Here is a 26,672-nt window from a genome sequence, read left to right as displayed (position 1 = left end):
TTGTTCAAGCCCATATCCTGAAGCTAAAGAAGTACCTGATAATGTAGATTTCAGTAAGTGGCCTGCAGAGAGTTGGCCTGACTATAATGGGATCAGAGTAAATTCATCAAACATTAAAAATATTCGAATACATGATGTTGATTACCAAAGCAGAGCAGATCAAAATTCTTATACTGGAGTTGATGACCCTACTCCACCGTTTCCTTCTACTATTGTGTCAATAAAGACTATCACTGGTGGTTATCATACTCCGACTGAAAAAAAACCATTTGCTAACGGTGGTGAGACAACGGCTGGCTGTCCAAAGTACAATGTCGTTTATTACACCCCGATGGATATCATCTGGGAAGGGGACCTCGAAGAAGAAAAGGAAATTGACGTAACCCCAGATTCCACCCTAACGGTTGGAGAAACCAAACAGATGGTAGCCAAAGTTAAAACGAAAAACTACGGAGCTACTCAATTTAGTGAAGGCATCGACGTAAGTCGTCGGGAGGCTGAGACCACCTGGTGGTCATCCGATCCGAGTATTGTGAGTATTGAACCCAAAACCGGAATGGTGAAGGCTGAAAAGCCGGGTACTGCTTTTGTACGTGCAATCTGGAACAACGGTACATATCTTATCTCCGATACCGCTGACATTACGGTAACGTCCGAACCAGGACTCATTGTGAACCTGCCAAACGCTTGTAAAGCAGACACAGCAACACCGCTGCAAGCTAAAGCTATCCTGACCAAGTCAGATCTTTCTGTTCATGAGCTTACCGCTCATCCCAAATTGACCTGGCAAAGCTCCAATCCAGCAGTAGCGACCATAGGTGCAGATGGAAAAATGACGATCAAAGGTATTGTCGGCAGCACCACCATCACTGCGCGCTTTTTGGATACTGCCCAGCAGTTGGATGAGCAAGGAACGCAGGTTTTAGATGTAAAGGATTGCACAGGCAACGGAGGAGATGGGGGGACTGATCCAGGTAACGGCGGTGTTGTGGGTTGCCCCGTAACCATCAGTCCACCTAATAAAGGAGCGTTAATCGAATCGGCTATCATGGACCCCTCCGTTTCGGGCGTGCTGAAAGCTGATGATCGGGGATCTGAGAAGTTTGATGTCACCCGTGGCATCCCGACTTCTGAAGATCTCTATGCAAATGTCATGGCTAGAGGCTACTTGTTCCAGCACCGTTGGGTGAACATGACGGGAACAGTGACATATACGGTCAACGTAAAAAAGAAGTATCACAAAACATGGACGATTCCGGGCAGAGCCTCAACAGGACCGAATGATCCAGGCACACCTCCACAACCTAAGGAACTAGACGTTCCTGTGGAAAAACCAATGCAGGTCATCCGACAATATAGTTATTGGCAGATTGATAATTTGGAAGTCTATCAGCTGAATCAAGCTACGATATCCAATTATGCACTTGGTGGCTACGGTGGTACAGTAACGCTGACTCCAAACGGATATACACCGCCGACCTTACAATCGGCTAATGATGATGCTGTTACCGCACATGTGAAACCAGCACCTTGCAAGGAAATCGACCTTGGCACTGAAACAAAGTCAGGCGGTGACAGCGAGCCGCCTACACCTGATGAGACGTCGTTATTCCAATCCAAAGCCGAGGCTGAGGTCAAAGAGAACACTGTAAATAATGACAAGGTGGTGTTTAATGGTGCCACTGTGATGGATCCTGCTCCGATGGATAAGACTGCTCCGCGACCTGAGACAATCCCTCAGCCTGATATGATCGGCGACAACGTGCTGTACCAGAATCGTTTAACTATTCAGAATACACTGGTCAACAAGGCGGACCAACCGACAACGGGCGAGATCGCATATGGCTTGATTCCTGGAAATATTAAAGGCGGTCAGGATCAGAACTTTTCTATTCAAGGGATCCATTCTGTCACGGTGCACACGCCTGTCGTTAACTACGCATGGGTGTCTGATGATCAGCCGCATAACCAGAAAACAGTGCCTGATCCGACCAGTTCGGCACTTATTTTGGAACGACCGTTTATCGTACGCATCCCGACCTCAGGGCAGCATCTGGACGTAACCAGTTACCCGGGTTATGGCAATAGGGACTATGCCAAGTATTTTCGCATCAAGCAGGTTCGTTTCCCCTTTGATGTCTATAACGCCGATAGAAGTCAGTTTATTCCAGCCAAGACATGGGTGGATATTCCGGTCAGCCAATTGGATACCGTTTTCTATCTTCCAGTATGGGTGGATGAAGGACATTACCGAATTGAATTTCGCAATATTGCGGAAAATGCTCCTTCTACATTCACCGAACAGCAGGATGCCAACACGAATCTGACCCACCATGTTGCGGCAGATACGGTTCCGGTGGAGGTTATTGGGCGATTGTATGATTTTCACGTTACGGATATCGCTGATTATAATTGGGAAAATGTGTTCCGCAAGCAGCTCGGAAGTTCAGAGCCGATAGGGGTGAGTTACTGGACAGGACTTAATAGTATTGATGGTGATCCGCGAGGGAATCTGGCACCATTCGTGTTACCTGTTCGCCCAGGTAGTCACCCTGTGCAGGGTTTTAGTAATATTGCGGTGAAAACGGGTTACCATATCAAGTTCGACCTGAAAACAAAAGGAAATATGTTTGGCAAACAGGATGGTGTTCGAATTACTCCAACATTCTACTTTGTGAGCAAAGACGGCTCTTCCAGACAAGAAGTTGATCTATACTACCACCGCGGTCAAGAGCGACTTATTCGGATAGGATCGGCGCAGGATTTGGAGAAAAGGTTTGTTGTCCTGAACTCGAGGTTGCGTAACGTACCCGGTACGGAATTGGGGGACACGGCGCGTTATCAGTATACGTATGAACTGACTGCCGATGAACGCAATGAGAGTTCGCTCGCTGATTATATGGTTAAGCTTGTAGATCAAATCTCTCACCAGAAAACGTGGGTAGGCCGCTATGATTGGATGATTTTGCCCGCTTCCATTCGTACACTGATTGGACCCAAGACAGACATTCCCTCGGGTGTTAGTGTAGACCGTGCGAATGCGGCAATCCAACGTTGGTACGGAGAATACAGCCTGCCTGCAGATGTATACACCGTGCCAAAGGGAACCAATCTTGATTTGCTCGCCAGACAAAATCAACTGGATGAAAAGGCTTCTGTATTTATGAAGGACGGATATATCGTGGTCAACTTTAATATCGAGACACTTCGAGATGGGAATACAGAAGCTCCACACCTGCAATACATTTATGCTCCACTGATGAATCAGTGGCAGATGGAAGGTTTCAACAATTGCCCAGTAGACAGTCAAGGCCGAACTTGGCCCTTGAAGGATGGTGATGTGGTCTTTTACCATGCAGATCAGTCCAGCCGGAGCGATTTTCAGTCTCAGGTGCCACATTAAAAACAAAAAGACTGTCACCTAAATAAACCAATCCAAAAAAAAGCCGCCCGGATGCTTTTACGCATTCAGGCGGCTTTTGGTTTAAAACATTGAATTGCAAGAGACACCCATTTTTTTGTTGAATATCAAGCCAAATGGTTAATATTTATCTTGACGGTTTGTTTTTGAACATTATGGACCACAATTCTAAATAAGGAGGCTACAAATCGGGCGAAATCTGAAAATGTGTAGAAACCATCGCAGGATAAGCGATTACCAACAAAACGCCATACAATCAGAGCACATTTGTGGGTCGGAAATGTTCCAATTATTCGATTCATCTAATTTATGCATCAATTGAACTAAAAATAGGAAATGCTCCTGAGCGTAAAAGTTTATAGAATAGATATTAGAACACGGACTTCACTTGAAAAAGTTGAGGAAGGTGTAACCCTCGAACGGATCAGGACAGTATTCGACATCTGTGCGACGGTATATACAATCATCAGTTTACTATGATTTTGAAAACGCAGACAAACCTTGACGGGAGCGTCGGAACAACGTTACTACCACCAACAGCACGATTATTGGACTTCATGAAAAATTTAGCTTAAAATGTTGAACGAACGCAAATTACGGCTTAGTCAATGATTTCCGTCAAAAACTTATGACTAAATCAAGACGGAGGGAACGTCGATGACGATCGAGGAAGGCAACAAGAAACCCTGGGAAAGTTACTATGGCCCGAATATGGGATACGTACAGGAACAATATGAATTATACTCCCAAGACCCGGGTGCAGTTACACCGGCATATCGGGAATTATTTGAACAATGGGGTGCACCGCCGATGTCTGGCAGGGATGCACATACAGCCTCGTTTTCTGGCAATGCCCAAAAGGCTTCCGGAAGCGTGGATATTCAACTATTACAGAAAGCGGTTACAGCAGGGAAACTGGTAATGAATATTCGTACCTATGGTCACCTTGCGGCCGATATTGATCCCCTTGGAATCAGTGAAGATTCAGATACTTCTTTGCTTGAACCGAAGCATTTTGAATTGAATGAAGAAGATTTGAAAGCTCTGCCAGCTTCCCTGATCTGGGAAGGTGCAGATGGACAGACGGTAACAGGATTGGATGCCATCCAGCGCCTGCGGCAAATATATACAGGTCCTATCGCTTATGAATTCAGCCATGTGCATGAAGTTCATGAGCGGGAGTGGCTGAACCGCCGTGCAGAATCTCGTACTTCGCCGGCACCGCTTAATCCAGAGGAGCGTAAAGCTTTGCTGGAACGTTTGGTTGAAGTGGAGCAATTTGAAGATTTCCTCCACAAAACATTTGTTGGGCAAAAACGTTTTTCCATTGAAGGTAACGATGTGTTAGTCCCTATGCTGGATGAAGCAGTTCGAATTATGGCACACGCTGGTTCAAGCCATATTCTGATGGGGATGGCTCACCGTGGTCGATTGAACGTACTGGCTCATGTACTGGGCAAGCCGTATAGCAAAATTTTCTCTGAATTCCATCATTCTCCGAACAAGGATTTGGTTCCTTCCGAAGGGTCAACAGGAATCAATTACGGTTGGACGGGGGATGTCAAATATCATCTGGGCGCAAACCGTTATGTAAAAGACGGGGAAACAGTACAAGCGCGTCTTACGCTTGCCAATAACCCGAGTCACCTGGAATATGTAAACCCGGTTGTACAGGGTTTTGCACGTGCAGCACAGGATGACCGCCGTGATCCGGGATATCCGAAGCAGGATGTAACCAAAGCGGCAACTATTCTGATGCATGGTGATGCGGCTTTCCCTGGGGAAGGTATTGTAGCAGAAACGCTCAATTTCAAAGCATTGCCTGGTTACCAAAATGGCGGAACAATTCATATTATCGTGAACAACCGTCTTGGATTCACAACAGACAGCAGCGATTCACGCTCAACGTATTATGCGAGTGACCTTGCCAAAGGATATGAAATTCCGATTGTGCATGTCAATGCAGACAATCCGGATGCGTGTATTGCAGCTATTCGTATGGCAGCAGAATACCGTAACCTGTTCAAAAAGGACTTCCTGATTGACCTGATCGGTTACCGTCGTTATGGTCATAACGAAACAGATGATCCGGAAACAACACAGCCGACGGTGTATGACAAAGTAAAAGCTCATCCAACGGTTAGCCATTTGTACCAGGATCATCTGAAAGAGGAATCGGTTATCGACGATGCTTCCATTAACAGCATTCGTGAAGCTGTAACGAATCGTTTAAAAGAAGCGTACGAGCAGATGAAGAACAATGAAGTACATGAATATTATCAACGTCAAATTAGCGAGCCAGAAGCCGTTTCGATTATTCCAACTGCGGTACCATTGGAAAATCTGCGGACAATTAACGCAGACTTGCTGAAATGGCCAGAGAATTTTAATGTGTATCCGAAGTTGCAGCGTATTTTACAGCGCAGAAGCACATCTCTGAACGAAGGCGAGAAAGTAGACTGGAGTCTTGCAGAGACGCTTGCGTTTGCTACCATTCTTGCGGATGGCAAACCAATCCGGATTAGTGGACAGGATGCAGAGCGTGCAACGTTTGCTCATCGGAACTTGGTGTTGCATGACTCCGAGAATGGTGCGAAATTCTGCCCACTGCATCATCTGCCACAGGCAAGAGCATCTTTTGCCATCTACAACAGTCCGTTGTCTGAGGAGTCCGTTGTTGGTTTTGAATACGGATATAACGTCTATTCACCAGATACGCTTGTAATTTGGGAAGCACAATTCGGAGATTTTGCCAACTGTGCACAGGTTATTTTTGACCAGTTCGTATCTGCCGGCCGTGCCAAATGGTCACAAAAATCCAGTCTGGTCATGCTGCTTCCGCATGCGAACGAAGGTCAGGGACCTGAGCATACAAGTGCTCGTCTGGAACGTTTCCTGCAGCTTTGTGCAGAAGACAATATGACCGTTGCGAATTTGACAAGTGCATCGCAATATTTCCATTTGCTGCGTCGTCAGGCTTCGTTGACTGAAACGGAAGATGCTCGACCGCTGGTTATGATGTCGCCGAAAAGTCTGATTCGTAATCCGCGTGTCGCTTCACCTGCAACAGAGTTCAGCGAAGGCAAGTTCGAGCCTGTGCTGGAGCAAGCAGGATTGGGCACGAAACCGGATCGCGTAGAGCGTATCATTTTGTGCAGTGGTAAAATCGCCATCGATCTGGAAGATGCTTTTGAGAAGGATAAAGCAGATTGGTCTTGGCTTCACATTATTCGTGTCGAACAGCTGTATCCGTTCCCGGCGGAAGAAATCAAGCGTGTATTTGCACGTTTCAGCAAGCTGAAAGAGCTGGTGTGGGTACAGGAAGAAAACAAAAACATGGGTGCCTGGACATACATGGAGCCTCGTCTTCGTGAAATTGCACCAGAAGGAACAACCGTTAAATACGAAGGTCGTCCGGAACATGCCAGTCCTTCCAGCGGTTATCAACTTGTGCATGGCATGGAACAGCAACAGATCATTACATCCGCATTGAAGCAAACGACGAAGAATAATATTCCACTGGGGAGGTAACAGCTGTGAGTGAAATTAAAGTACCTGCAATGGGTGAGTCGATAACGGAAGGAACTGTATCCAGATGGCTGGTCAAAGAAGGCGAAACCGTTAATCAGGGTGATGTTCTTCTGGAACTGGAAACGGATAAAGTAAATATTGAGATCAGTGCTGAAGAGAGCGGTGTTCTTGAGAAAATTGTTCGCCAGGAAGGCGAGACTGTAGAAATTGGTGAAACGATTGGAACACTTTCAGCTGGAACTGGAGGAGGAAGCGGCGCGTCCGCTTCCCAACCAGCAGCAACGGAGCAGAAACAATCAGCTCCTGCACCGGAAGCTCCAACTCCGCCACCAACACCAGTTGCTGCAGCACCAGAATCTTCGGATAGCAGCTCGAAGACAGCTTCACCGTCTGCTCGCAAACTTGCACGTGAGCGTGGTATTGAGCTGGATCAGGTACAGAGCAAGGATCCGATTGGCCGTGTTTATCAGGATGATGTGAAAACTCACAACACCCAGGCTGCGGCTCCTTCAGCGCCTCCTGCTAAAGCTCCCGTTGCAGCACCTAGTGCTCCGGCAGCAGGTGGTACCACGTATACCAAACCAGTAGAGCGTCAACGTATGTCCCGCCGTCGTGCTACCATTGCGAAACGCCTGGTAGAAGCACAGCAGACTGCAGCGATGTTGACTACGTTTAACGAAGTGGATATGACGGCAATCATGGATGTACGTAAACGCCGTAAGGACAAGTTCAAAGAGAAACATGAAATCAATCTCGGATTCATGTCCTTCTTTACCAAAGCAGTTGTAGGTGCACTGAAAAAGTTCCCAACCATCAACGCGGAAATTGATGGTGAAGATGTTGTACTCAAAAAGTACTATGATATCGGCATTGCGGTATCTGCCAAAGAAGGTCTTGTTGTACCGGTTGTACGTGATGCAGATCGTCTTGGCTTCGCTGAGATCGAGAAAAGCATTGCTGATCTGGCATCCAAAGCTCGTTCCAACACGCTGGCTTTGTCTGATCTGCAAGGAGGAACCTTTACCATTACCAATGGCGGAACGTTTGGCTCCCTGTTGTCCACACCAATTTTGAATACACCTCAAGTGGGTATTCTGGGTATGCACAAAATCCAGCTTCGTCCAGTAGCGATTGATGCAGAGCGGATGGAGAACCGTCCGATGATGTATATCGCTCTGTCGTACGATCACCGTATCATTGATGGTAGCGAAGCCGTTCGTTTCCTCGTGACGGTGAAAGAATTGCTTGAAGATCCAGAGTCTTTGCTGATCGAAGGGTAATCCATAACGTTTAATATTAAATTGCCATCTTATAAATAAAAAAGAAAACCCCTGAACGAGCACAGTGTAGGCTGTGCACCCGTTCAGGGGTTTTCTTCATTGTATAAGTAATTTATGCCGCATTATATGGAATCGGCTGTTTCTGCATGTGCTGTGGAATGATGGGCACTGTAGTCGGACGTATGCCTCTCCAGCCACTCCACGACATGTCCTGCAACCTCAGTCCGATTTGTCTCATGCAGCATTTCATGGCGTCCCCCTGGATAGAGGCGGTATTCAATATCCTCAAGCTGAAGCTCCCGATATTGGGCGACCAGGTTAAGCACCCCTTTGCCATGAAGCCCCACCGGATCTTGTTCACCTGAGAACAGATATACAGATTTGTCCTTGGGAATACGTTTCATGTTGCGTGGCAAATGAATGTCCAACAGGAGTTTGAAAAAGTCGCGGAAAAAACCTGCGGAGCAGACGGCACCACATAAAGGGTCATCAATAAATCGCTTGACCTCTTCGGAGTCCCGAGACAGCCAGTCAAACGGCGTTGTTGCCGGACGGAAAGAACGGTTGAATCCGCCAAATACGAGCGCATTGAGCAGCATACTTGGATGACCCGTCCCCTGAATGCCACACTGCAAGAAAGCCAGCTTCTCTCCGATACGAAGAAGACCGCGCTTGCCATTGGTGCCGGACAAAATAAATGCATGGTAACGCTCGTGGCCAGCATACATTAGATGCTGTACCAAAAACGACCCCATGCTATGCCCCATGAGAAAGAGGGGCACATCAGGGTTTTCTTTGGCGGCAACTTCGCCCAGATTCATCATGTCACTCGCCATCCAGCGGAAAGCATCGACGCCGGCATTGCCCAACAAATCCGAGTTTTCGACCGTTTTACCATGACCACGATGGTCATTCGCGTAGACCGCATACCCGTGCGTGGTGAGATGTTGAGCAAATTCAGTATATCGGGCAGCGGTCTCGCTCATACCATGTGCAATCTGGACCACACCTTTGATGTTGCACTCCGGATCGGGAAGCCAGCGGTACACATGAATACGGGTACCTTCATTGCCAACTAGGCTAAAGGTAGATTCCTGCATCTCGTGTAAATCCTCCTTCACAGGTCACATTAAAGCCAGTTCAAATCAGGGAATTCACCCTTGAATAGATAGTTGATTATTCAATTAAGGCAAATAAGAACGAAGAACAGTAGTGTTACCATCCAGCGTATAGGAGCCCAAGTTAGCAGGCAGTAAGTAACATTGTCCAGCTTTTAGTTCAATCTTATCCGATTCCGCGTTATCCCACTCCAGCGTTCCGCTACCTTCACAGACCACAAGGATAGTGAAGCTTTCAGCACTTGTAGAGAGCTCCCAACGTCCTGTAACAATCCCTTTTTCCACTACAAAATAAGGGCATTCCGCAAGCTTCAGCCACTCACCTGGAGTTGCGTTGTTGGTTTTCATCGTCGTGGCGCCAGCGCCCTCATAAGCTGTTACATTCAATGAATCCTCAACATGTAGCTCACGTGGTTTGCCATCCAGGCCCGGACGATTATAATCGTAAATCCGGTATGTTGTATCCGAGTTTTGCTGGATCTCAGCAACAACGACACCTGCACATAAAGCGTGTACCGTTCCCGCAGGAATAAAGAACGTATCTCCAGCCTCTACAGGTACTTGACGAAGAGTATCCATGACCGTACCATTTTCAAGCGCTTCCTTCAGTACTTCACGATCGACGCCTTCATTTAAACCGTAGATGATATGTGCTCCTGGTTTGGCATCCAGCACATACCACATTTCCGTTTTGCCAAGCTCGCCGGGAGGGAGCGCTTCGTAGTCATCTGTTGGGTGAACTTGTACGGACAGATCATCGTTACAGTCAAGCAGTTTGATCAGAAGCGGGAATCGTCCTCCCTTTTCCGAAACTCCTTTAGTTCCAAGCCATGCTGTGCCCAGCTGTTCACGAACTTCGTCCAGGCCTTTTCCGGCAAGTGCTCCATTTAATACTTTGGTTGTACCATTGGGATGATCCGCAATCATCCAGCCTTCTCCTATATGTCCTTCAGGTGGCGTCAGGCCGAATTGCTCCAGCGCGCGACCTCCCCATACACGTTCTTTAAACTCTGGTTGAAATTGCAGTGGGTATGGCGTAGGCATTCCTAATCTCTCCTCTAGTATATGAAATGGTGGATCGCTTTAATCAATCATGACCGCGTAATTGGCATGAATGTAACAGTGAATACGGTTGCACGTCTTTATGTAGAACACAAATCGCATAAATTGAACCCAAAGAGTGCTTTGTTGCGATTGTGTCTAGTTTATTGCATTTGTGGAACAAAGGAAATTATTTTTTCTCGATGCCAATCAGAAAAGGGGAGGTATCACGCTGCAATTGGCGATAAATCACCACTTGTACCTGCTCTACAGGTAGAGCAGAGGACCACTCCAATACCGCATCCGCTTCCTGTGATCCTCCATCATGACCTGGATACAGCACAACGGTAATAATGCCGCGCGGCTTGAGCAATGCCAGTGCAGCCTGGAGAGCAGCAATAGTACTGTCTGTTTCCGTAATTATGGTGGAGTCCGCACCTTCCGAAGGCAGGTACCCCAGGTTGAACATTACAGCACCCACATTACCCTGCCATGTTTCAGGAACGGCCTCAGTCATTCGATCATGGCTTAATTGAAGCATGGAGATGGAGCCTAATTTGGCAGTGTCCTCTTGTTTCCGAATACGGGCTTGTGCCAAGGTAAGTGCCTCGCTCTGAATATCGAAACCAATGACTTGCCCGCGTTTACCAACTTTTTGTGCCAGAAACAGAGTGTCCGCCCCCGTTCCAACCGTTGCATCAATAGCTAAATCTCCAGGCTGTAGACGGGAAGAAATCCATTGATGGGCACAACTTAAAACCGAAAGAAAACCCATCTTAAGCACCCCTCCAGTATTTACCTTGCCAGGAATCCCGCTCACGCAGCTCACGATCAATGGAATTCAACACTTCCCATTTGTTCATGGACCACATCGGCCCAATTAGTAAATCACGCGGTGCATCCCCTGTAAGGCGGTGTACAATCATTTCGGGTGGAAGCATCTCCAGCGTATCGACGATCAGTTTAATGTACTCGTCTTGTTCGAGGAAACGAAGGAGCCCGGCTTCATACTGCTTCACCATTGGTGTTTTGCGCATCAGATGAAGTAGATGAATTTTGATTCCCTGCACATCCATGTTGGCAACAGCTCGTCCGGTATCCAGCATCATTTCATGGGTTTCCTGCGGCAGTCCGTAAATAATATGTGTGCACACCCGAATATTCCGATTGCGCAACTTCGCAACGGCTTCCTCATAGCAATGAGTATCATGTGCACGGTTAATTAGGGTTGACGTGGACTCGTGAATGGTTTGCAGACCCATCTCAACCCAGAGGTAGGTGCGTTCATTCAATTCAGCCAAATAATCAACGACGTCATCCGGTAAACAGTCAGGCCGAGTGGCGATGGACAGACCGACAACACCGGGCTGTTTCAAAATTTCTTCAAAATATTCACGCAGTTCTTCAACGGGTGCGTATGTGTTCGTATAGGCTTGGAAATAGCCAATGTAGTGAGCTGTAGGCCATTTCAGATGCTGTTTATCCCGAATGGTATTAAATTGGGTGACCAAATCATCCCGTCTGCTACCGGCGAAATCACCCGATCCACGAGCGCTGCAAAATGTACAGCCCCCTTTGGCAATAGATCCATCTCGGTTCGGGCAGGTGAAACCCGCATCCAGCATCACTTTGAAGACCTTATTGTTAAACTCGTCTCTCATTTCGTAATTCCAGGTATGGAATCGTTTATCTCCCCATAGAAGAGGAGGTTGTATTGAAGGTGCATTCATCTTCAGGGTACTCCTTTGACTTACCTAATGGCTTGCTTATTATAATACCGAATTCGACTCTTTTTGAACTTTTACCATTGTATCAAAAAACTCAAAAAAAGGGGAATCTAGTCGCAAAAATAGGCCGTATAAACGAGGTTTTATCCTTGCTATAGTTTACACATTATGTTATATTTAAACCAGCGTCAGACACCATCTAATGGGTACTATTCATCATAGCATTTGAATCAATGTTGATGTCATGGACCATACTATACCGTGAGGTGATATGAATGAATTCCCAAGTTAAAAATAATGATCTTCATCATGTTTCTGTAGAACTGACGGCAGAAGAAGCTCTGGCTTTGACAGGTGTTCGTTTCAATGGCAATCCGAAAGTGAAAGCGGCTGCAAGACAAAAAGTTCGCGATGCTTTCGAAAAGACATTTGATTTTTCACACCAAGATAAGGTAGACTATGAACTATTAAAGTAGTTGGACCCCAATTCCAAATAAATCGAAGAGGGAATCTTTGAGATTTGCCCCAAAGTGGCAGATCCGAAGATTCCTTTTTCATTGCTCTTTACAATTAGCCAGTTCTTCGGCAAAATGATTCTGAGACAAGTATGGATAAACGGAGGAATAAGATGCGTTTACGTGGCAGAAAAGGGATTCGTGAAAATTTGGAGCAACAAGTTGACCTCGTTGTTCTTGATCCCAAACAGTACAAAGGAAAATGGTCTGAATTGTTTGGCAATGACCATCCGATCTTTGTGGAATTTGGCATGGGTAAAGGTCAATTTATCAGCCAAATGAGTTATAAATATCCGGAATTTAATTTTATCGGTATTGATATGTATGATGAATTGGTACGTCGTGCCAGCGAGAAGGCTCGGAAAGCATGGAGTCAGGCAGAAGTGGAGACACCACCCAACCTGAAGCTGGCGCTTGCTAATATCGAACAGATTGAAGATGTATTTGAACCGGAAGAACTGGAACGGATTTATCTGAACTTCAGCGATCCTTGGCCAAAAGCCAAGCATGCACGCCGTCGTTTGACACATCCACGTTTCCTGAAGAAATATACGGAACTGCTTAACACCAAAGGACAGATTCATTTCAAAACAGATTCGGAGACATTGTTTGATTTCTCTCTCAATGCGATTGCCGACTTTGGACTGCAAATGACCAATTTGTCCCTGAACCTGCACCGTGATGGATTGAATGAAGAGCATGTCATGACAGAGTATGAGCAGAAATTCATGGGTAAAGGCATGAACATTCACCGGGTTGAAGTCATCGTTGGTGAAGAAGCCTTGCGCGAGTATCAAGAGATCCGCTTGGACAAGTATAAAGTTCGGGAAGCTGCGGACGAGTCTGGCGAAGATCAAGAGTAATATTATAAAAAAGCGTGATATGCATCTGGCTACCAGACTCTCATATCACGCTTTTTTGCTATTTTGGATGAACTAAACCTCATGCCGTAACTTGTGGATGTCCATTTTACTTCTGCTAAAGCTCCGAATGAAGCTCCTTACGTCGATAATCGTTGGGAGTAACCCCGTTGAATTTCTTAAACATCCGATAGAAATAAGAACTGTTGGTGAATCCGGTTTGCTCGGCAATATCAGCTACAGAGTTTTCCGTCTCAATGAGCAGGAATTGCGCTTTGGCTATGCGAGTCTCGTTAATAACATCGGTTAGACCTTTTAACGTTAGTTGTTTATAGAGTCTGCTGACATAGATGGGTGACATGGCTAGTTCATCTGCAATCGAGGTCAGACAAAGATTGGTGTCTGCGTAATCTCTCTCAATAATGCAGTTAATTTTGCGAATGAGTTCTTCATGTCTAAGCGTTCTTTTTTCCTCAACTTTGGATCCAAGCTCGTCGAACATGCGATAGAAGTGTGCGTGAACTTCACTGAGATCCTCGGCATCATGGATCGGCAGCATTGAACGATCGGAGATGGATTCAAGTGTAAGCTGGTTGTTCTTTTTGAGTGTGTTTCTTACATGATTCAGGGTCATGGTCAGATGGGACAGAGCCAGTTGAAATACGGTAAATGGATATGTTGCCGTTTCGCTCACGATGTCTGCATAGACCTGTTTGGCTTCACCTGTTTTGCCTGTCATCAGGCAATCAATCAACTGTCTCTCTTTTCCAACAGGGAAAGCATATTCTTTGGCATGGTACGCCATGATGTCCGAGGTGTAAATAAGGCATCCAGGACCCATGAACAAACGATGAAGAGATGCTTCTGCTGATCGGGTATAAGAAGCAATACTGTTTTCCAGTGAATCTTCCACAGGTCCAATGGTAAATGAAATGGAACATCTTAGATGTGTCATCACGGCAGCCTGCATCATGCGCAGCAGGTCCTCAATAGGGTTATTTTCATAATCAGCTTCATCCTGAACTTTATCATTAAAGATAAGTGTGATCAGATCGCCGCCCATATCCACAGCTTCGGTGTGGTAGTAAAGGTCAGCCGTTTCCGTGCAAATGTTCATCATCGCGTATTTTATAAGTTGGACTTCATCCCGGTAGGTATCATTGAAATCGGTAAAATGATCAATACGAAGCAGTACGAGTCTGGTTAGACAATGAACATCAACAGAAGAGCCATAAAACTTCATTCGGTCCTCCAGCATAGCTCCTGTTACCGTTTCACGTCCTTGCAAAGCCCCGCGTAGAAAGTCCTGTCGTAATAGATGCAGACTGCCACGACGCTCTGCTTCCATCACACGCATACGGACAAGTACTTTATCAATAGGATGATATAGCTTTCGGGACACGAGGTAGGACAAGAACACACCGGCAATTAATAGCCCGAGACAAAACAGAACAGTGTGTGTCCGCATATTACGAATATCTGAGGTGATCAGGTCATATGGCGTGATTCGTACATAGCGCCACCCGAGGTTATCAGGAGCGGTGTAGGTAATAAGTGACTTTTTCCCATCAACCTCTGCGGTAAAGTAGGCGGACTGCTCCTTGTTTTCCAGAATTGGCTGCATAAACGTTTCATTGGACAAATCTTTCATCAACGCACGATTGCTGAAATCGGACAATAACTGTCCCTGTTCATTGATAATAAACGTTTTCCCAGGCTGATCGGCTGAGTTCATATTGGGACTGAGCCAGTCGTCCTTGATATTTACGACGACCGCATAATTCAATGTGGCATTGTCATTGATCGTGTCATAACAGAGGTACGTATAACTGCTGACTTGAGTTTCCTCTGTGGAGCCAACCTGGTATGTACGCGGAATGGGGACAAATGGTTTGTAGTCATGGAACCTGTCGAGGATGCTTGTAATCCCCTGATCGTCAATTTCCGAGATGGACTGTTGTCCATTACGAACTTCATTTGAACTGATAAAGAACTCATCATTTTTGGAGTTATAAACATAGATGGATTCGATAAAAGGGAGGGACATGCGATAGTTGTCGAGTTGTTCCATCGCTGATGTAATTTCATAGATACTCGGATTCGAATAGAGCAGGAGGGCAGAGATGGTGTAATCCTGATAAATCTGGTAAGACAGTGATTTGGCGGTCTCGGTCATCTTGGAGACTTCCCGACTGGTCTGGGTAAGACCATTCATATCAGTTCGGTAGACCTGACGAAGGGCAATACGATTATAGTTGACGTACAAAATGGTAGAAGCCACAAGCAAGGTGGCAACGGTGCTAACAATAATGCCGATGAGAATCCGTGCAAACACCTTCTGGCTGTCCTCTGAACGTTTGCGCATGACCTTTCCTCCCGTGGACCTCCTGTTTTGGATGAACAAAGTTAGACTTCATAGCGAAGGATAAGACTTCATATATGGGCGTGGTGAATCACGGATGTATCTTGAATTATATATTATGTATGCGTTTACATCAACGAAGAACGGCTGCTATGCCCGATTTCCTTAGCTAAAGTTCAACTTTCGCTTTATTGTTCACTAGGTTCAACCTATGCACGATATCAACTTTTGTGAACGCTCAGGCATCATTTCAGTGTTCGTTCATATTGTTCATATTCTGTTTCGCAGAATCGTTCATGATCCGGCCGAATGATTCAGTATCCGGTAGCACTTAGGGCAACTACAATAAAAAACAGAGCTCCACTGCGCGCCGCGCCGTAAGAAATTCGGGAGGGATCGAGCCATGCTCAAAGAATTGAACAAAAACAAAATCATGTTCCTGATGCTGCTGCCTACATTGATCTTTTTTCTGATTAACTCGTATTTTCCGATGGTCGGCATCTATTATGCGTTTACTCGTTATGATTTTGAAGGTGGTTTGTTCGGCAGTCCATTTGTTGGACTGGAGAACTTCAAGTTCCTGTGGCAATCCGGAATGCTGCTCAAGCTGACAACCAACACGGTGGGGTACAATCTGGCCTTCATTATATTAGGAAACGGGCTAGCGATCTTCTGTGCGATATTGCTCAGTGAAATTCGGGGAAAAGTGTTTAAGAAAATTACGCAGTCGGTCATGTTTTTACCGTACTTCATCTCGTTTGTACTATTAAGTGTAATCGCTTACAACATGTTTAACTATGAATCCGGTTTTGTGAACACGGTACTCAAACGATTTGAGGCAGGCCCAATCGATATTTACAATACACCTTGGATATGGGTGTTCCTGATCATCATTTTTTATCTGTGGAAAAATCTCGGATACAGCATGGTCATCTACCTTGCAGCTATTACAGGGATTAGCGATGAGTATTACGAGGCAGCCCGGATTGATGGGGCCAATATCTTTCAGCGTATTTGGTATATCACCGTACCAATGCTAAAACCGACCTTTGTCATCCTGTTGTTATTCTCGCTCGGAAGCATTATGAAGGGACAGTTTGATCTCTTTTACCAACTCATTGGAAACAACGGTGTCTTATATAACGCTACAGATATCATCGATACGTATGTGTATCGTTCCCTGAAAGTGACGTTTGATATCGGAATGGCTACTGCGGCGGGTCTGTATCAATCGCTGTTCGGTTTTATCCTGATCATGACCGTCAACTACATCATCCGTAAAGTGAATGAGGACTACGCCTTGTTCTAAAACGCCTATAGGCAGAAGGGAGAGCTAATATGCATACTCGTGCCCGAGATACGGAATTCACCTTGTTGTTTCAAATCATCGCTTACAGCATGATCCTGATTCTTTCCTTAATCTGTATCATTCCATTTCTTTTAATTTTATCCGGCTCATTCAGCAGCAACGAATCCATTGTAAGAGATGGGTATCACCTCTTTCCCACCGATTTCTCCCTGGAAGGTTATAAGATGGTGTTCAAATTTCCGACCCAGGTGCTTAAAGCTTATGGCGTGACGGTATTTACAACCGTTGTGGGTACGGCTCTTGGACTATTTCTCATTACGATGGCGGGATTTGTACTGCAACGCAAAGATTTCAGGTACCGGAACGCCTTCTCATTTTTCATATACTTCACAACTCTCTTTGGTGGGGGATTGGTTCCTTGGTACATCATGCTGGCAAACTATTTCAATCTTACGGACACGTATACCGTGTTGATTTTTCCCGGACTGATGACGCCATTTCTCATTATTCTGATGAAAAACTTCATTCGTTCAGCCGTACCGGATGAGCTGATTGAGTCAGCCAAAATTGATGGAGCGAATGACTTCCGCATTTATTTTAGCGTAGTGCTGAAACTGGCGATGCCCGGCATTGCCACTGTAGGGTTATTTCTGGCACTGGGATACTGGAATGACTGGTTCACATCATCCTTGTTCATTAACAACCCGGATATGTACCAGCTGCAATTCTATTTGTATAACACCATGAACACGATTACCTTCATTGACCAGATGGCGATTGGTACCGGCATAACACTTAGCCAGGATGTACCTACCGAATCGACCAAAATGGCGATGGCTATTGTGGTTACTGGCCCGATCTTGTTCCTGTATCCATTTGTGCAGCGTTACTTTGTCAAGGGTCTTACCATTGGTGCGGTAAAAGGTTAGAACGTGCACGCGTTGTGGGTGCAGATTGCGGGATAGCTGTCTGTCCGTCTGCGTCTGAACTATGGCGAGTCTGCGCTAACATATAAGGTTGACCACAAAAAGGGAGGATGCGTATGCGTAACAAAACAATTCGGCACCTGTCTATGGTACTTGCCCTGATGTTGTTTGCCGGGGTGCTTGCTGCATGTAATAGCGGTTCGGGGGGATCTGTGCAAGGAAGTGAGCAGGGAGGTTCTTCTGAAAACAAAGGGGAGAAGGTAACACTGCAATTCTACATGCTTGGTGATGCACCTAAGGATCTGCCTGTGATTGAGTCGGAAATCAACAAGCTGGCTGAGGCCGATCTGAACGTCAATGTGAAATTTAACTATACCTCTTGGACAGACTGGGACCAAAAATATAAACTGCTGCTGTCCTCCGGTCAACCGATTGATCTGATCTTTACCGCAGATTGGACATTTTATCAGTCCTATGCGAAAAAAGGAGCATTCCTGCCTCTGGATGAACTACTGCCTAAGGCAGCACCAACGCTCAAAGCTTATGTACCTGATGACATGTGGAAAGCGGTAAAAGTCAATGACAAGATCTATACTGTACCATCGACATGGACTGAATATGTTACTGAGGGTATTGCGTACCGAGAGGATTTGCGTGAGAAGTACAATCTGCCCAAACCGGAATCTCTGGAGACACTCGAAGCCTATCTGGATGGAATCAAAACTAATGAACCGAATATGATTCCAATTGCGGATAGCAATGCGAACCATACCCATGGTATTCGACAATTGACGTCCAAGCTGGTGAATACGGCAGGTCAGCTCCCTTATGGCCTGGATATCATGTATGATACACCATCCAATATCACTTCCTATTGGGGATCTGCACAGCATCTGGAAGACCTGAAAACGTACAAACGTTGGATGGACAAAGGCTTTTTCCCGAAAAACGTGCTGAATGTGAAGGATACATCCAACTCATTGCTGCAAAATGGAAAATCTGCCGTTGTACTGTCGGGTGAGAACCCGAACAAATTTAATGCGGATGTGATCAAGGTCCAGTCCACTCACCCGGATTGGAAGCTCGGTTATTTCCCTTACCCGAATGCCAAAGGATTTGCACAACCAGTTCACCCGATCCACAATGGTTTTGCAATTCCGCGCAGCAGCAAAAACCCGGAGAAAGCACTCGCATTCTATGAGAAACTGGTTACCGACAAACGTTACAACTGGCTTACCGAATATGGTGTGGAAGGCAAGAACTTTGAAGTTCAAGGCGGTTATTATAAAATGGTGGGCGATGCCCAGACCAATGGCTTCCCGCGCGAAGGCATGAATGGCTGGGCTTGGCGTAATCCGGAATTCATGCTCTATGATAAGAGCTTTGATGATGTGCTGGCTATTTTCAAAGAGCTGGACAAAATGAAAAAGCCGGATATCTTTACTGGATTTGCTGAAGATTGGACGCCATTCCAAGCTGAGAAAGCTGCACTGGAGCAGGTAGAAAAGCAGTATCTCTATCCGTTGAATGTGGGATTGGTAGAGGATGTAGAAGCAGGTTTGAATACATTCATGGAAAAAGCCAAACAGGCAGGCCTTGAGAAAATTCAGACTGAGTATACCAAACAGTGGCAGGAATACTTGAAGTCGGCTGGGATTCAATAGTTTGTACTTTTCTTCATATTAAAAAAGGTGCCTTCGATTCGAAGGCACCTTTACTGTGTATATGCAAGCTTGTTTGAAGCCGTTACAGTCCGGCTTGGTCTGCAGAGTAGGGACGCAGGTCCAAAAGGTCGATAATACTTTGTGCGCTCTGCATGGGGTGATACTTGGCAATCTGCGCCATGTGGCGTTTACGTTTGCGGACAATGTCAGGGTAGTTATGAAGCAGTTTATTCATCCATTTTACAACAACGTCGAGGGAAGTAATGGGCTCTCCCAAACCTCGTGCGGTGAAATACTGAACATTTTCTTCTTCCTGACCCGGTATCGGATTATGGAAAAGCATGGGGATTCCTTTTGCCAACCCTTCACTGCATGTCATTCCGCCCGGCTTGGTGATCAGGAGATCAGATACTTCCATTAATTTGTCCACTTCATTGGTGTAACCGATGATATGAATATTATCTTTTTGATACAACGGATTCTGTTCCATATTGATACGGCTTTTGTCATTGCGGCCAAGACAGAAAATAATCTGAACATCCTCATGCCAGCGTGTCAATAATTGGTTAACCACTTCATCACTAAGCATTCCCCAACCACCGCCCATCACAAGTACAGTAGGCATGTTCTTCAGATTAAATTTGCCTCGGATCTCATCCCGCCCGGGATGTTCCCAGAAGTTGGGGTGGATCGGAATGCCGGTAACCCGAATTTTGTCTAAAGATACACCCCGCAGCATTAATTTGGACTTTACCTCATCTGTAGAAACAAGATACAGATCCACTTCTGGGCTAATCCATGTCCCGTGTGCGTCATAATCGGTGATGACTGTACAAAGTGGAACCTGCACACCCAGACGTTTCAGTCTGGATATGACGGCACTGGGAATAGGGTGGGTGCATACAATAACATTCGGACGAAGCTGACGGACAATGCTGCGTGTATGGGTATAAAACAGTTTATGCAACGCGAGTGTAGTCAGCCGATTCAAGGATTTTTTATATTGGTGCTTGTATACATACCCGATGAGCTTGGGCTGGTTAATGACCGTTTTTTTGTACGCTGTAATGATGAGTGGCGCAACTCTGGGGTTCAGAAAACTTCCCAACTCAAGTACTTTGGTTTGCACATTCGGCGAAAGTTTTCGCAAACTGCTGGACAGCGCATAAGCGGCTTGAGTATGACCAGCGCCAAAGCCTTCAGATAATAGTAATACTCTTTTTTTCTCCACGCTTGCTTCACCTGTTCCTGCTAGGTTTTCCTTAGTCTAACATATTCACATTATGTCCATAAAGCAACTGTTGCAAGTGCGACTAAAGTACCGATCGTAGCACCTGCGAGCACATCTGAGGGATAGTGTAATCCCAGATAAATTCGTGAAAATCCGACAATTAATGCAACAGGGAGTAACAACAGCAACAGGAACGGCTCCATCGTCATAAAAGGGACCGTAACTGAGAATACGGCAGTAGTATGCCCTGAAGGGAACGAATGGTCCGTCAGGGGATTGCGGAACGTAATCGTATCCGGTAGAGCCAGGTAAGGCCGAATGCGCGGATACAGTTTTTTGGCGATTGCTACGGGAATGTGGCTAACCGCTAGAGCGATACATGCCTGAAGTCCTGTTGTGCTCCAAGGAGCAGGAGCAAGCAGCCAAATTAGTAAGGATACTGCAATAGAAGAAGTTGCTCCGCCCAGATGGGTGAAATAATACAGCCAAAAGTTCATAAATCGATTATGAAGTCGACCATTAATCCACATAAATACATTTCGATCATACTCTTGAAACTTTACGAATAAACGGCTCATATTGGCCTCCTGCCAGTCAGGCCCCATGTTGGCGGCAGTATTTCCGGTAAATTGCTGTGTCCGGTTTCGTCCTGATTAGTATATAACCGTTTTTTCGTGAACTTGAGGTTATTTCAGGTATATGTTTATCATATTTTTAAATGTTGTCCTTTTCAAGAAGAACACATGTGAATAAGGTAAAATTCATGTTAAAGAGTGGATATACACCCAACTTAACTTTTTGACTCGGACGATCTAAAAAAGATACAATGATTCAACATGGCTGAAATGCGGTTAAAAAAATGTGAGTTTAAGACTGAACTTTTTGAGGTCTGTTTACGTTATTTGATATAGAGCCTCTGTCGATATGTATCAGCCTGATGAAAAAAGCAGGGACTTTAGAAATAAAAATCAAGTAAACGGCTGAAAATAAGATATAACAGGCATGAATGCGAGGTTGGAGTATCACGAGGTGCCTATTCAGCGTTTAAAGTTCACATTTCTGCTTCAGGAAGTGGAATTGCGGTTTTGACAAATGGCTGAAAAGAATACAAAATCGATAAAGCAGCCAACTGGCATCAACCATGCTTGAAACATTGTCTGAAATATTTGCGTAGTAAACAAAAGAACAGGGTCATATTCTGCGCATCACAAAAAAATAAAAAGTGCAGAATCCAGGAAGAGAAACGTTTTAAAGTAATCTGGTTTTGAAAAAAAGGGGGTAACAGAGAACGATGTTGGACGCTATATTCGTCACGATGCAGGTCATTCTGGCACTGCTAGCCGTGTACCAATTCACGTTTTCGCTGTTCGGTCTGATTAAGAAAAAGAAAAAGAAACATTATCCGGCGACAAAATCTTTCGCTGTACTCGTCGCAGCACACAATGAGGAACAAGTTATTGGTGCTTTGATGGAGAACTTGAAACAACTGGATTACCCAGAAGATCTGTACGATGTGTTTGTCATTTGTGACAACTGTACGGATGGAACGGCTCAAATTGTAAGACAGCATGGATTGAATGCTTGTGTACGTACGAATGCTGATCTCAGAGGTAAAGGGTATGCCATTGAATGGATGCTTAAATACCTGTGGAAATTGCCACGCCAGTATGACGCAGTTGTCATGTTTGACGCGGATAACTTGGTTGACCGTAACTTCTTGCTCGAGATGAATGACGACTTGTGCAATGGTTCGCGTGTAATTCAAGGATACATCGATACGAAAAATCCAGAGGATTCATGGATCACTGCAGCTTATGGCGTATCTTACTGGTACATCAACCGTCTGTGGCAGTTGTCCCGTCATAATTTGAATATGGCGAATTTCCTCGGAGGTACTGGAATGTGCTTCGAGACTAACCTGCTGAAGGAAATTGGTTGGGGCGCTACAAGTCTGGTTGAGGATTTGGAGTTTACGATGCGCAGTGTTCAGCGTAATGTATATCCTGTCTTTAACTATGATGCCAAAGTATTTGATGAGAAGCCGTTAACCTTTAAAGCTTCAGCAAGACAACGTCTTCGCTGGATGCAAGGTCACTTTACAGTTGCGCGTAGATATTTTTTCCCGCTGCTGTGGCAAAGTATCAAGGAAAGAAGCTTGGTGAAATTTGACCTTGCTGTGTATGGAGCAAACGTGTACGTTGTTTTGCTTACGTTCCTGATGACAGCTGTCCTGTGGGTGGATACAGCGATATTCAGTGGTCCACATATCGCAAACATATACGGATATTTCCCGCTTTGGGTAGGATTCGTAGCGATTGGTCTGAATGTCCTGACATTCTTGTTGTCCATGGCGTTGGAAAAGGTTACTTTTTCCAAAGTGTATCTGTACCTGATCTTGTTCCCGATTTACCTTCTTTCATGGTACCCAATTACGTTCTACGCGTTCTTTACGCAGAACAACAAACAATGGAGCCATACCCAACATACACGTGTTGTACGTTTGGATGAGGTACAGAGTAAGCAGGGATAATGACAGGTCGCCTTGGATGAAAGCATGTCTGTAAAAAAAATATTGTAGAGACGTTGACAATAGTTTTACAGGATGTTATAGTATTCAAGTGCGTTAAATGAATAGCTATGGAATCACAAGTAGAAGTCCGACTTCTCACCTGATCAACAAATATGTTGGCTGGTCAACGATCCCAATAATTTATGAAGTGTTTACTCATGAAGAATTGTGTTGATTACAGGGATGTCGGTAGCTTAACCGGCATCCCTTTTATTTTTGTGTAACAGGATATTCAAAATGACCTGGAGGTGGACGGTTATTAGTAAAGATCACATGATTAATGATGAGATTCGGGCGAAGGAAGTACGCCTTGTCGGAGCTGAAGGAGAACAAATTGGGATCACGCCGATTCGGGAAGCACTGCAAATGGCGATTGACCTGAACTTGGACCTGGTCAATGTGGCACCACAGGCTAAACCGCCGGTATGCCGCATCATGGACTATGGCAAATTCCGCTATGAGCAACAAAAGAAAGACAAAGAAGCCCGTAAGAACCAGAAAATTGTTGACATTAAAGAAGTATGGTTCCGTTCCAATATTGAGGAGCATGATTATCAAACGAAGCTTCGTAATGTAGTTAAGTTCTTGAAAGAAGGCGACAAGGTAAAATGTTCCGTTCGTTACCGCGGACGTGAAATTGCGCATGCCGCCATTGGTCAACGGATTTTGGAACGCGTTAAGGTGGAGGTTGCAGAACTTTGCACCATCGAACGTCAACCAAAATTGGAAGGCCGCAGTATGATCATGATTCTGGCTCCTAAAGCCTGATAACATTGGAGGAGGAAACACAAAATGCCTAAAATGAAAACACACAGCAGTTTGAAAGGACGCTTCAAAATTACCGGTTCCGGTAAAGTCCTGCGTTACAAAGCTCACAAAAACCACTTGCTTTCCCACAAATCAAAACGTGCTAAGCGCGTTCTGAACGGCAACCCAGTTATGGCTGCCGGGGACGTAAGACGTTTGAAACAAGGTCTGGCTAACTTGAAATAGTAAATCCGTATGGGGGATCGGCTTAGGCCGTACACATACCACGGATACATTTAATATTTATTGGGAGGTTCTTTAATATGGCAAGAGTAAAAGGCGGTTTTGTAGTACGTCGTCGTCATAAAAAGGTTTTGAAACTGGCAAGAGGTTATTTCGGTTCCAAACACCGTATTTTTAAAACAGCTAACGAGCAAGTAATGAAATCCCTGGTATACGCATACCGTGACCGTCGCAACACAAAACGTAACTTCCGCAGACTGTGGATCGTTCGTATCAATGCTGCAGCACGTATGAATGGTTTGTCTTACAACAAACTGATCCATGGATTGAAACTTGCTGGAGTAGACATGAACCGCAAAATGTTGGCTGATCTGGCCGTTAACGACATCAATGCGTTCAACTCTTTGGCTACTGTAGCTAAAGGCAAAATCAACGCTTAAAATTGTTTATGCAAGCCGCCGTACCTATGGCGGCTTTTTTTACGGCTTGAAGATTGATTTACTCCAAAGAGCAGGGTTGTGTGAAACGAATATGCTGCAGCCTGTAAGGGAACAATGAAAGCATATAACGGGTGAATAACAGGCTATGATAATACATAAAATACGAACGGTGAAATAATGCAAACGAAAACAGGCGAATTCCACATCTTTCTAGGAAGAGTGATATGTATTTGTTATATAACATCACATCGTTGTAACGTTAGTGTGTTAAATCGTTAAATTATTAAGCGCTTTCAATAAAAAAAGAGCAAAAATAAGTGAGATTTGGTGATGAAACATCTGGATTTTACCACGGGTTGAATGTATAATCACCTCTAGTAGGCTAGTCCTAAAATTTTCTCTTCAAGTCATAATGTTCGGTTTTTCGACAGGTGACACAATCTTTAAGGGGTAAGAATGCGCTTTTAATGTCGAAGAAACCATACATTCTGCATAAAAGCCATATTATCGATCTGTTGATCCGTTCCATTTTGGCCTGGACAGGAATTAGGTATATATCATTAAGGGGGAACAAGAGAAATGAAGAAGATGCTCAGCTTGTCTTTGGTCATGTTGCTGGCAGTATCGGTTATGCTCGCAGGTTGCGGTAGCAAACCGAAAGAGGAAACAAATGCCGGAGGAACTACAGGTGGCGAAAACACTGAAGCTAAATCCGATTTGAAAATCGGTATGGTTACTGACGTAGGTGGAGTTAACGACAAATCGTTTAACCAATCCGCTTGGGAAGCTCTGCAAGCAACTGAAACTGAAACAGGTGTAGCTGTTAAATACCTGCAAAGTAAATCCGATGAAGAGTACATTCCAAACCTGAACGAGTTCGTTAAAGGTGGATATGATCTGACTTGGGGTATCGGTTTCCAATTGGCTGATGCGATCAAGACTGTAGCTGAACAAAATCCTGAATCCAAACTCGCGATCATCGACAGTGTTGTTGATGCTCCTAACGTTAAATCGGTAACATTTGCTGAAGAAGAAGGTTCTTACTTGGTAGGTGTTGTAGCTGGTCTGACAACTAAATCGAACAAAATTGGTTTTGTTGGCGGTATGGAAAGCCCACTGATCAAAAAGTTTGAAGTAGGTTTCAGAGAAGGCGTTAAAGCTGTTAATCCTAATGCTGAATTCATTCCGAACTACACAGGTGCATTTGATAAGCCTGACCTTGGTAAAGCAGCAGCAGCTACACTTTACAACAAAGGCGTAGATATCATTTTCCACGCTTCCGGTGCTACTGGTAATGGTGTGTTCAACGAAGCAATCGCTCGTAAGAAACAAGGTCAAGACGTTTGGGTTATCGGTGTAGATAAAGACCAATCCCTGGAGTTTGGTGATGAAGTAACACTGACTTCCATGATCAAAAAAGTTGACGAAGCTGTTAAGCGCGTAAACCAAGAAATCATCGATGGTACATTCAAAGGCGGAGCTGAGAACCTGACTTTGAAAGAAAACGGTGTAGGTGTCGCTGATACTTCTACGAAAAATGTTTCTGCTGATGTACTTGCCAAAGTGGACGAGTACAAAGAAAAAATCATCAACGGCGAAATCAAAGTTCCTACAGAGTAATCTGATTCTGCTGTAAAAATGAATAATCATCGAGGCCGGTCTTGACCGGCCTTATGATTGTCAAAGTA

General features: G+C 45.0%; 20 protein-coding genes. 13 read left to right on the top strand and 7 right to left on the bottom strand.

The features are described 5' to 3' along the window. The first annotated feature begins 214 nt into the window (after positions 1–214). The 3 genes from MHB84_RS04260 to odhB all read left to right on the top strand — a co-directional run bounded on the left by MHB84_RS04260 (position 215) and on the right by odhB (position 8,232). On the top strand, positions 215–3,403 hold the full coding sequence (locus MHB84_RS04260; RefSeq protein WP_341143000.1) for a DUF5704 domain-containing protein: 3,189 nt from the start codon (positions 215–217) through the stop codon (positions 3,401–3,403). Positions 3,404–4,078: 675 nt separating this feature from the next. Then, positions 4,079–6,952, top strand: a complete 2,874-nt coding sequence (locus MHB84_RS04255) for a 2-oxoglutarate dehydrogenase E1 component (protein WP_076289949.1) — start codon at positions 4,079–4,081, stop codon at positions 6,950–6,952. Positions 6,953–6,957: 5 nt separating this feature from the next. Further along, positions 6,958–8,232: a 2-oxoglutarate dehydrogenase complex dihydrolipoyllysine-residue succinyltransferase gene (odhB, locus tag MHB84_RS04250; RefSeq protein WP_076289948.1), complete on the top strand. Its 1,275-nt coding sequence runs from the start codon at positions 6,958–6,960 to the stop codon at positions 8,230–8,232. Between the two features lie 122 nt (positions 8,233–8,354). Here odhB and MHB84_RS04245 read toward each other — a convergent pair whose 3' ends face one another. From MHB84_RS04245 to MHB84_RS04230, 4 genes are all read right to left on the bottom strand, one after another. Then, the gene (locus MHB84_RS04245; RefSeq protein WP_076289947.1) at positions 8,355–9,332 is read right to left on the bottom strand and encodes an alpha/beta fold hydrolase; all 978 of its coding nucleotides are present in this window, start codon (positions 9,330–9,332) and stop codon (positions 8,355–8,357) included. A gap of 84 nt (positions 9,333–9,416) precedes the next feature. After that, positions 9,417–10,394 carry a type I phosphomannose isomerase catalytic subunit gene (locus tag MHB84_RS04240; protein WP_076289946.1) on the bottom strand — a complete coding sequence of 326 codons (978 nt, stop codon included), beginning with the start codon at positions 10,392–10,394 and terminating at the stop codon, positions 9,417–9,419. Positions 10,395–10,581: 187 nt separating this feature from the next. Further along, complete coding sequence (locus MHB84_RS04235) at positions 10,582–11,166, bottom strand: class I SAM-dependent methyltransferase (protein ID WP_076289945.1); 585 nt, start codon at positions 11,164–11,166, stop codon at positions 10,582–10,584. 1 nt (position 11,167) lies between these two features. After that, positions 11,168–12,121 carry a TIGR01212 family radical SAM protein gene (locus MHB84_RS04230; protein ID WP_076289944.1) on the bottom strand — a complete coding sequence of 318 codons (954 nt, stop codon included), beginning with the start codon at positions 12,119–12,121 and terminating at the stop codon, positions 11,168–11,170. Between the two features lie 272 nt (positions 12,122–12,393). Here MHB84_RS04230 and MHB84_RS04225 point away from each other — a divergent pair, with 272 nt between their 5' ends. After that, positions 12,394–12,594 carry a hypothetical protein gene (locus tag MHB84_RS04225; RefSeq protein ID WP_062320234.1) on the top strand — a complete coding sequence of 67 codons (201 nt, stop codon included), beginning with the start codon at positions 12,394–12,396 and terminating at the stop codon, positions 12,592–12,594. A gap of 152 nt (positions 12,595–12,746) precedes the next feature. Then, positions 12,747–13,496 carry a tRNA (guanosine(46)-N7)-methyltransferase TrmB gene (trmB, locus tag MHB84_RS04220; protein WP_076289943.1) on the top strand — a complete coding sequence of 250 codons (750 nt, stop codon included), beginning with the start codon at positions 12,747–12,749 and terminating at the stop codon, positions 13,494–13,496. Positions 13,497–13,611: 115 nt separating this feature from the next. Here the strand turns inward: trmB and MHB84_RS04215 are convergent, their stop codons facing one another. Next, the gene (locus MHB84_RS04215) at positions 13,612–15,858 is read right to left on the bottom strand and encodes an AraC family transcriptional regulator (RefSeq protein WP_076289942.1); all 2,247 of its coding nucleotides are present in this window, start codon (positions 15,856–15,858) and stop codon (positions 13,612–13,614) included. Positions 15,859–16,258: 400 nt separating this feature from the next. On the opposite strand from MHB84_RS04215, the gene MHB84_RS04210 reads away from it, so the two are divergent. From MHB84_RS04210 to MHB84_RS04200, 3 genes are all read left to right on the top strand, one after another. Then, complete coding sequence (locus tag MHB84_RS04210) at positions 16,259–17,164, top strand: ABC transporter permease (RefSeq protein WP_076289941.1); 906 nt, start codon at positions 16,259–16,261, stop codon at positions 17,162–17,164. Positions 17,165–17,253: 89 nt separating this feature from the next. Further along, complete coding sequence (locus MHB84_RS04205; RefSeq protein ID WP_375165307.1) at positions 17,254–18,093, top strand: carbohydrate ABC transporter permease; 840 nt, start codon at positions 17,254–17,256, stop codon at positions 18,091–18,093. Positions 18,094–18,200: 107 nt separating this feature from the next. Continuing rightward, positions 18,201–19,754 (top strand): ABC transporter substrate-binding protein, encoded by a 1,554-nt coding sequence (locus MHB84_RS04200; protein WP_076289939.1) that lies wholly within the window; start codon positions 18,201–18,203, stop codon positions 19,752–19,754. Positions 19,755–19,836: 82 nt separating this feature from the next. Here the strand turns inward: MHB84_RS04200 and MHB84_RS04195 are convergent, their stop codons facing one another. Both MHB84_RS04195 and MHB84_RS04190 read right to left on the bottom strand, forming a co-directional pair. Further along, positions 19,837–20,985 (bottom strand): MGDG synthase family glycosyltransferase, encoded by a 1,149-nt coding sequence (locus MHB84_RS04195; protein ID WP_076289938.1) that lies wholly within the window; start codon positions 20,983–20,985, stop codon positions 19,837–19,839. A gap of 50 nt (positions 20,986–21,035) precedes the next feature. Next, positions 21,036–21,563, bottom strand: coding sequence for a phosphatase PAP2 family protein (locus tag MHB84_RS04190; protein ID WP_063564190.1), 528 nt, complete (start codon positions 21,561–21,563; stop codon positions 21,036–21,038). 713 nt (positions 21,564–22,276) lie between these two features. Here MHB84_RS04190 and MHB84_RS04185 point away from each other — a divergent pair. From MHB84_RS04185 to MHB84_RS04165, 5 genes are all read left to right on the top strand, one after another. Continuing rightward, positions 22,277–23,515 carry a glycosyltransferase family 2 protein gene (locus MHB84_RS04185; RefSeq protein WP_076289937.1) on the top strand — a complete coding sequence of 413 codons (1,239 nt, stop codon included), beginning with the start codon at positions 22,277–22,279 and terminating at the stop codon, positions 23,513–23,515. Positions 23,516–23,827: 312 nt separating this feature from the next. Then, positions 23,828–24,322, top strand: a complete 495-nt coding sequence (infC, locus tag MHB84_RS04180) for a translation initiation factor IF-3 (RefSeq protein ID WP_024628309.1) — start codon at positions 23,828–23,830, stop codon at positions 24,320–24,322. A gap of 24 nt (positions 24,323–24,346) precedes the next feature. Beyond that, complete coding sequence (gene rpmI, locus MHB84_RS04175) at positions 24,347–24,547, top strand: 50S ribosomal protein L35 (RefSeq protein WP_062320217.1); 201 nt, start codon at positions 24,347–24,349, stop codon at positions 24,545–24,547. A 77-nt stretch (positions 24,548–24,624) separates the two neighbouring features. Next, a complete protein-coding gene (gene rplT / locus MHB84_RS04170; protein ID WP_017689664.1) occupies positions 24,625–24,984 on the top strand; it encodes a 50S ribosomal protein L20 in 360 nt (119 codons plus the stop codon). A 579-nt stretch (positions 24,985–25,563) separates the two neighbouring features. Then, positions 25,564–26,604, top strand: a complete 1,041-nt coding sequence (locus MHB84_RS04165; RefSeq protein WP_076289936.1) for a BMP family lipoprotein — start codon at positions 25,564–25,566, stop codon at positions 26,602–26,604. The last annotated feature ends 68 nt before the right edge of the window (positions 26,605–26,672 follow it).

It is taken from the genome of Paenibacillus sp. FSL F4-0087 (genome assembly GCF_038020215.1).
GTDB lineage: Bacteria > Bacillota > Bacilli > Paenibacillales > Paenibacillaceae > Paenibacillus > Paenibacillus taichungensis.
Note: the sequence above shows the minus strand (reverse complement) of the source record. Positions and strands in the feature narration are given on the sequence as shown.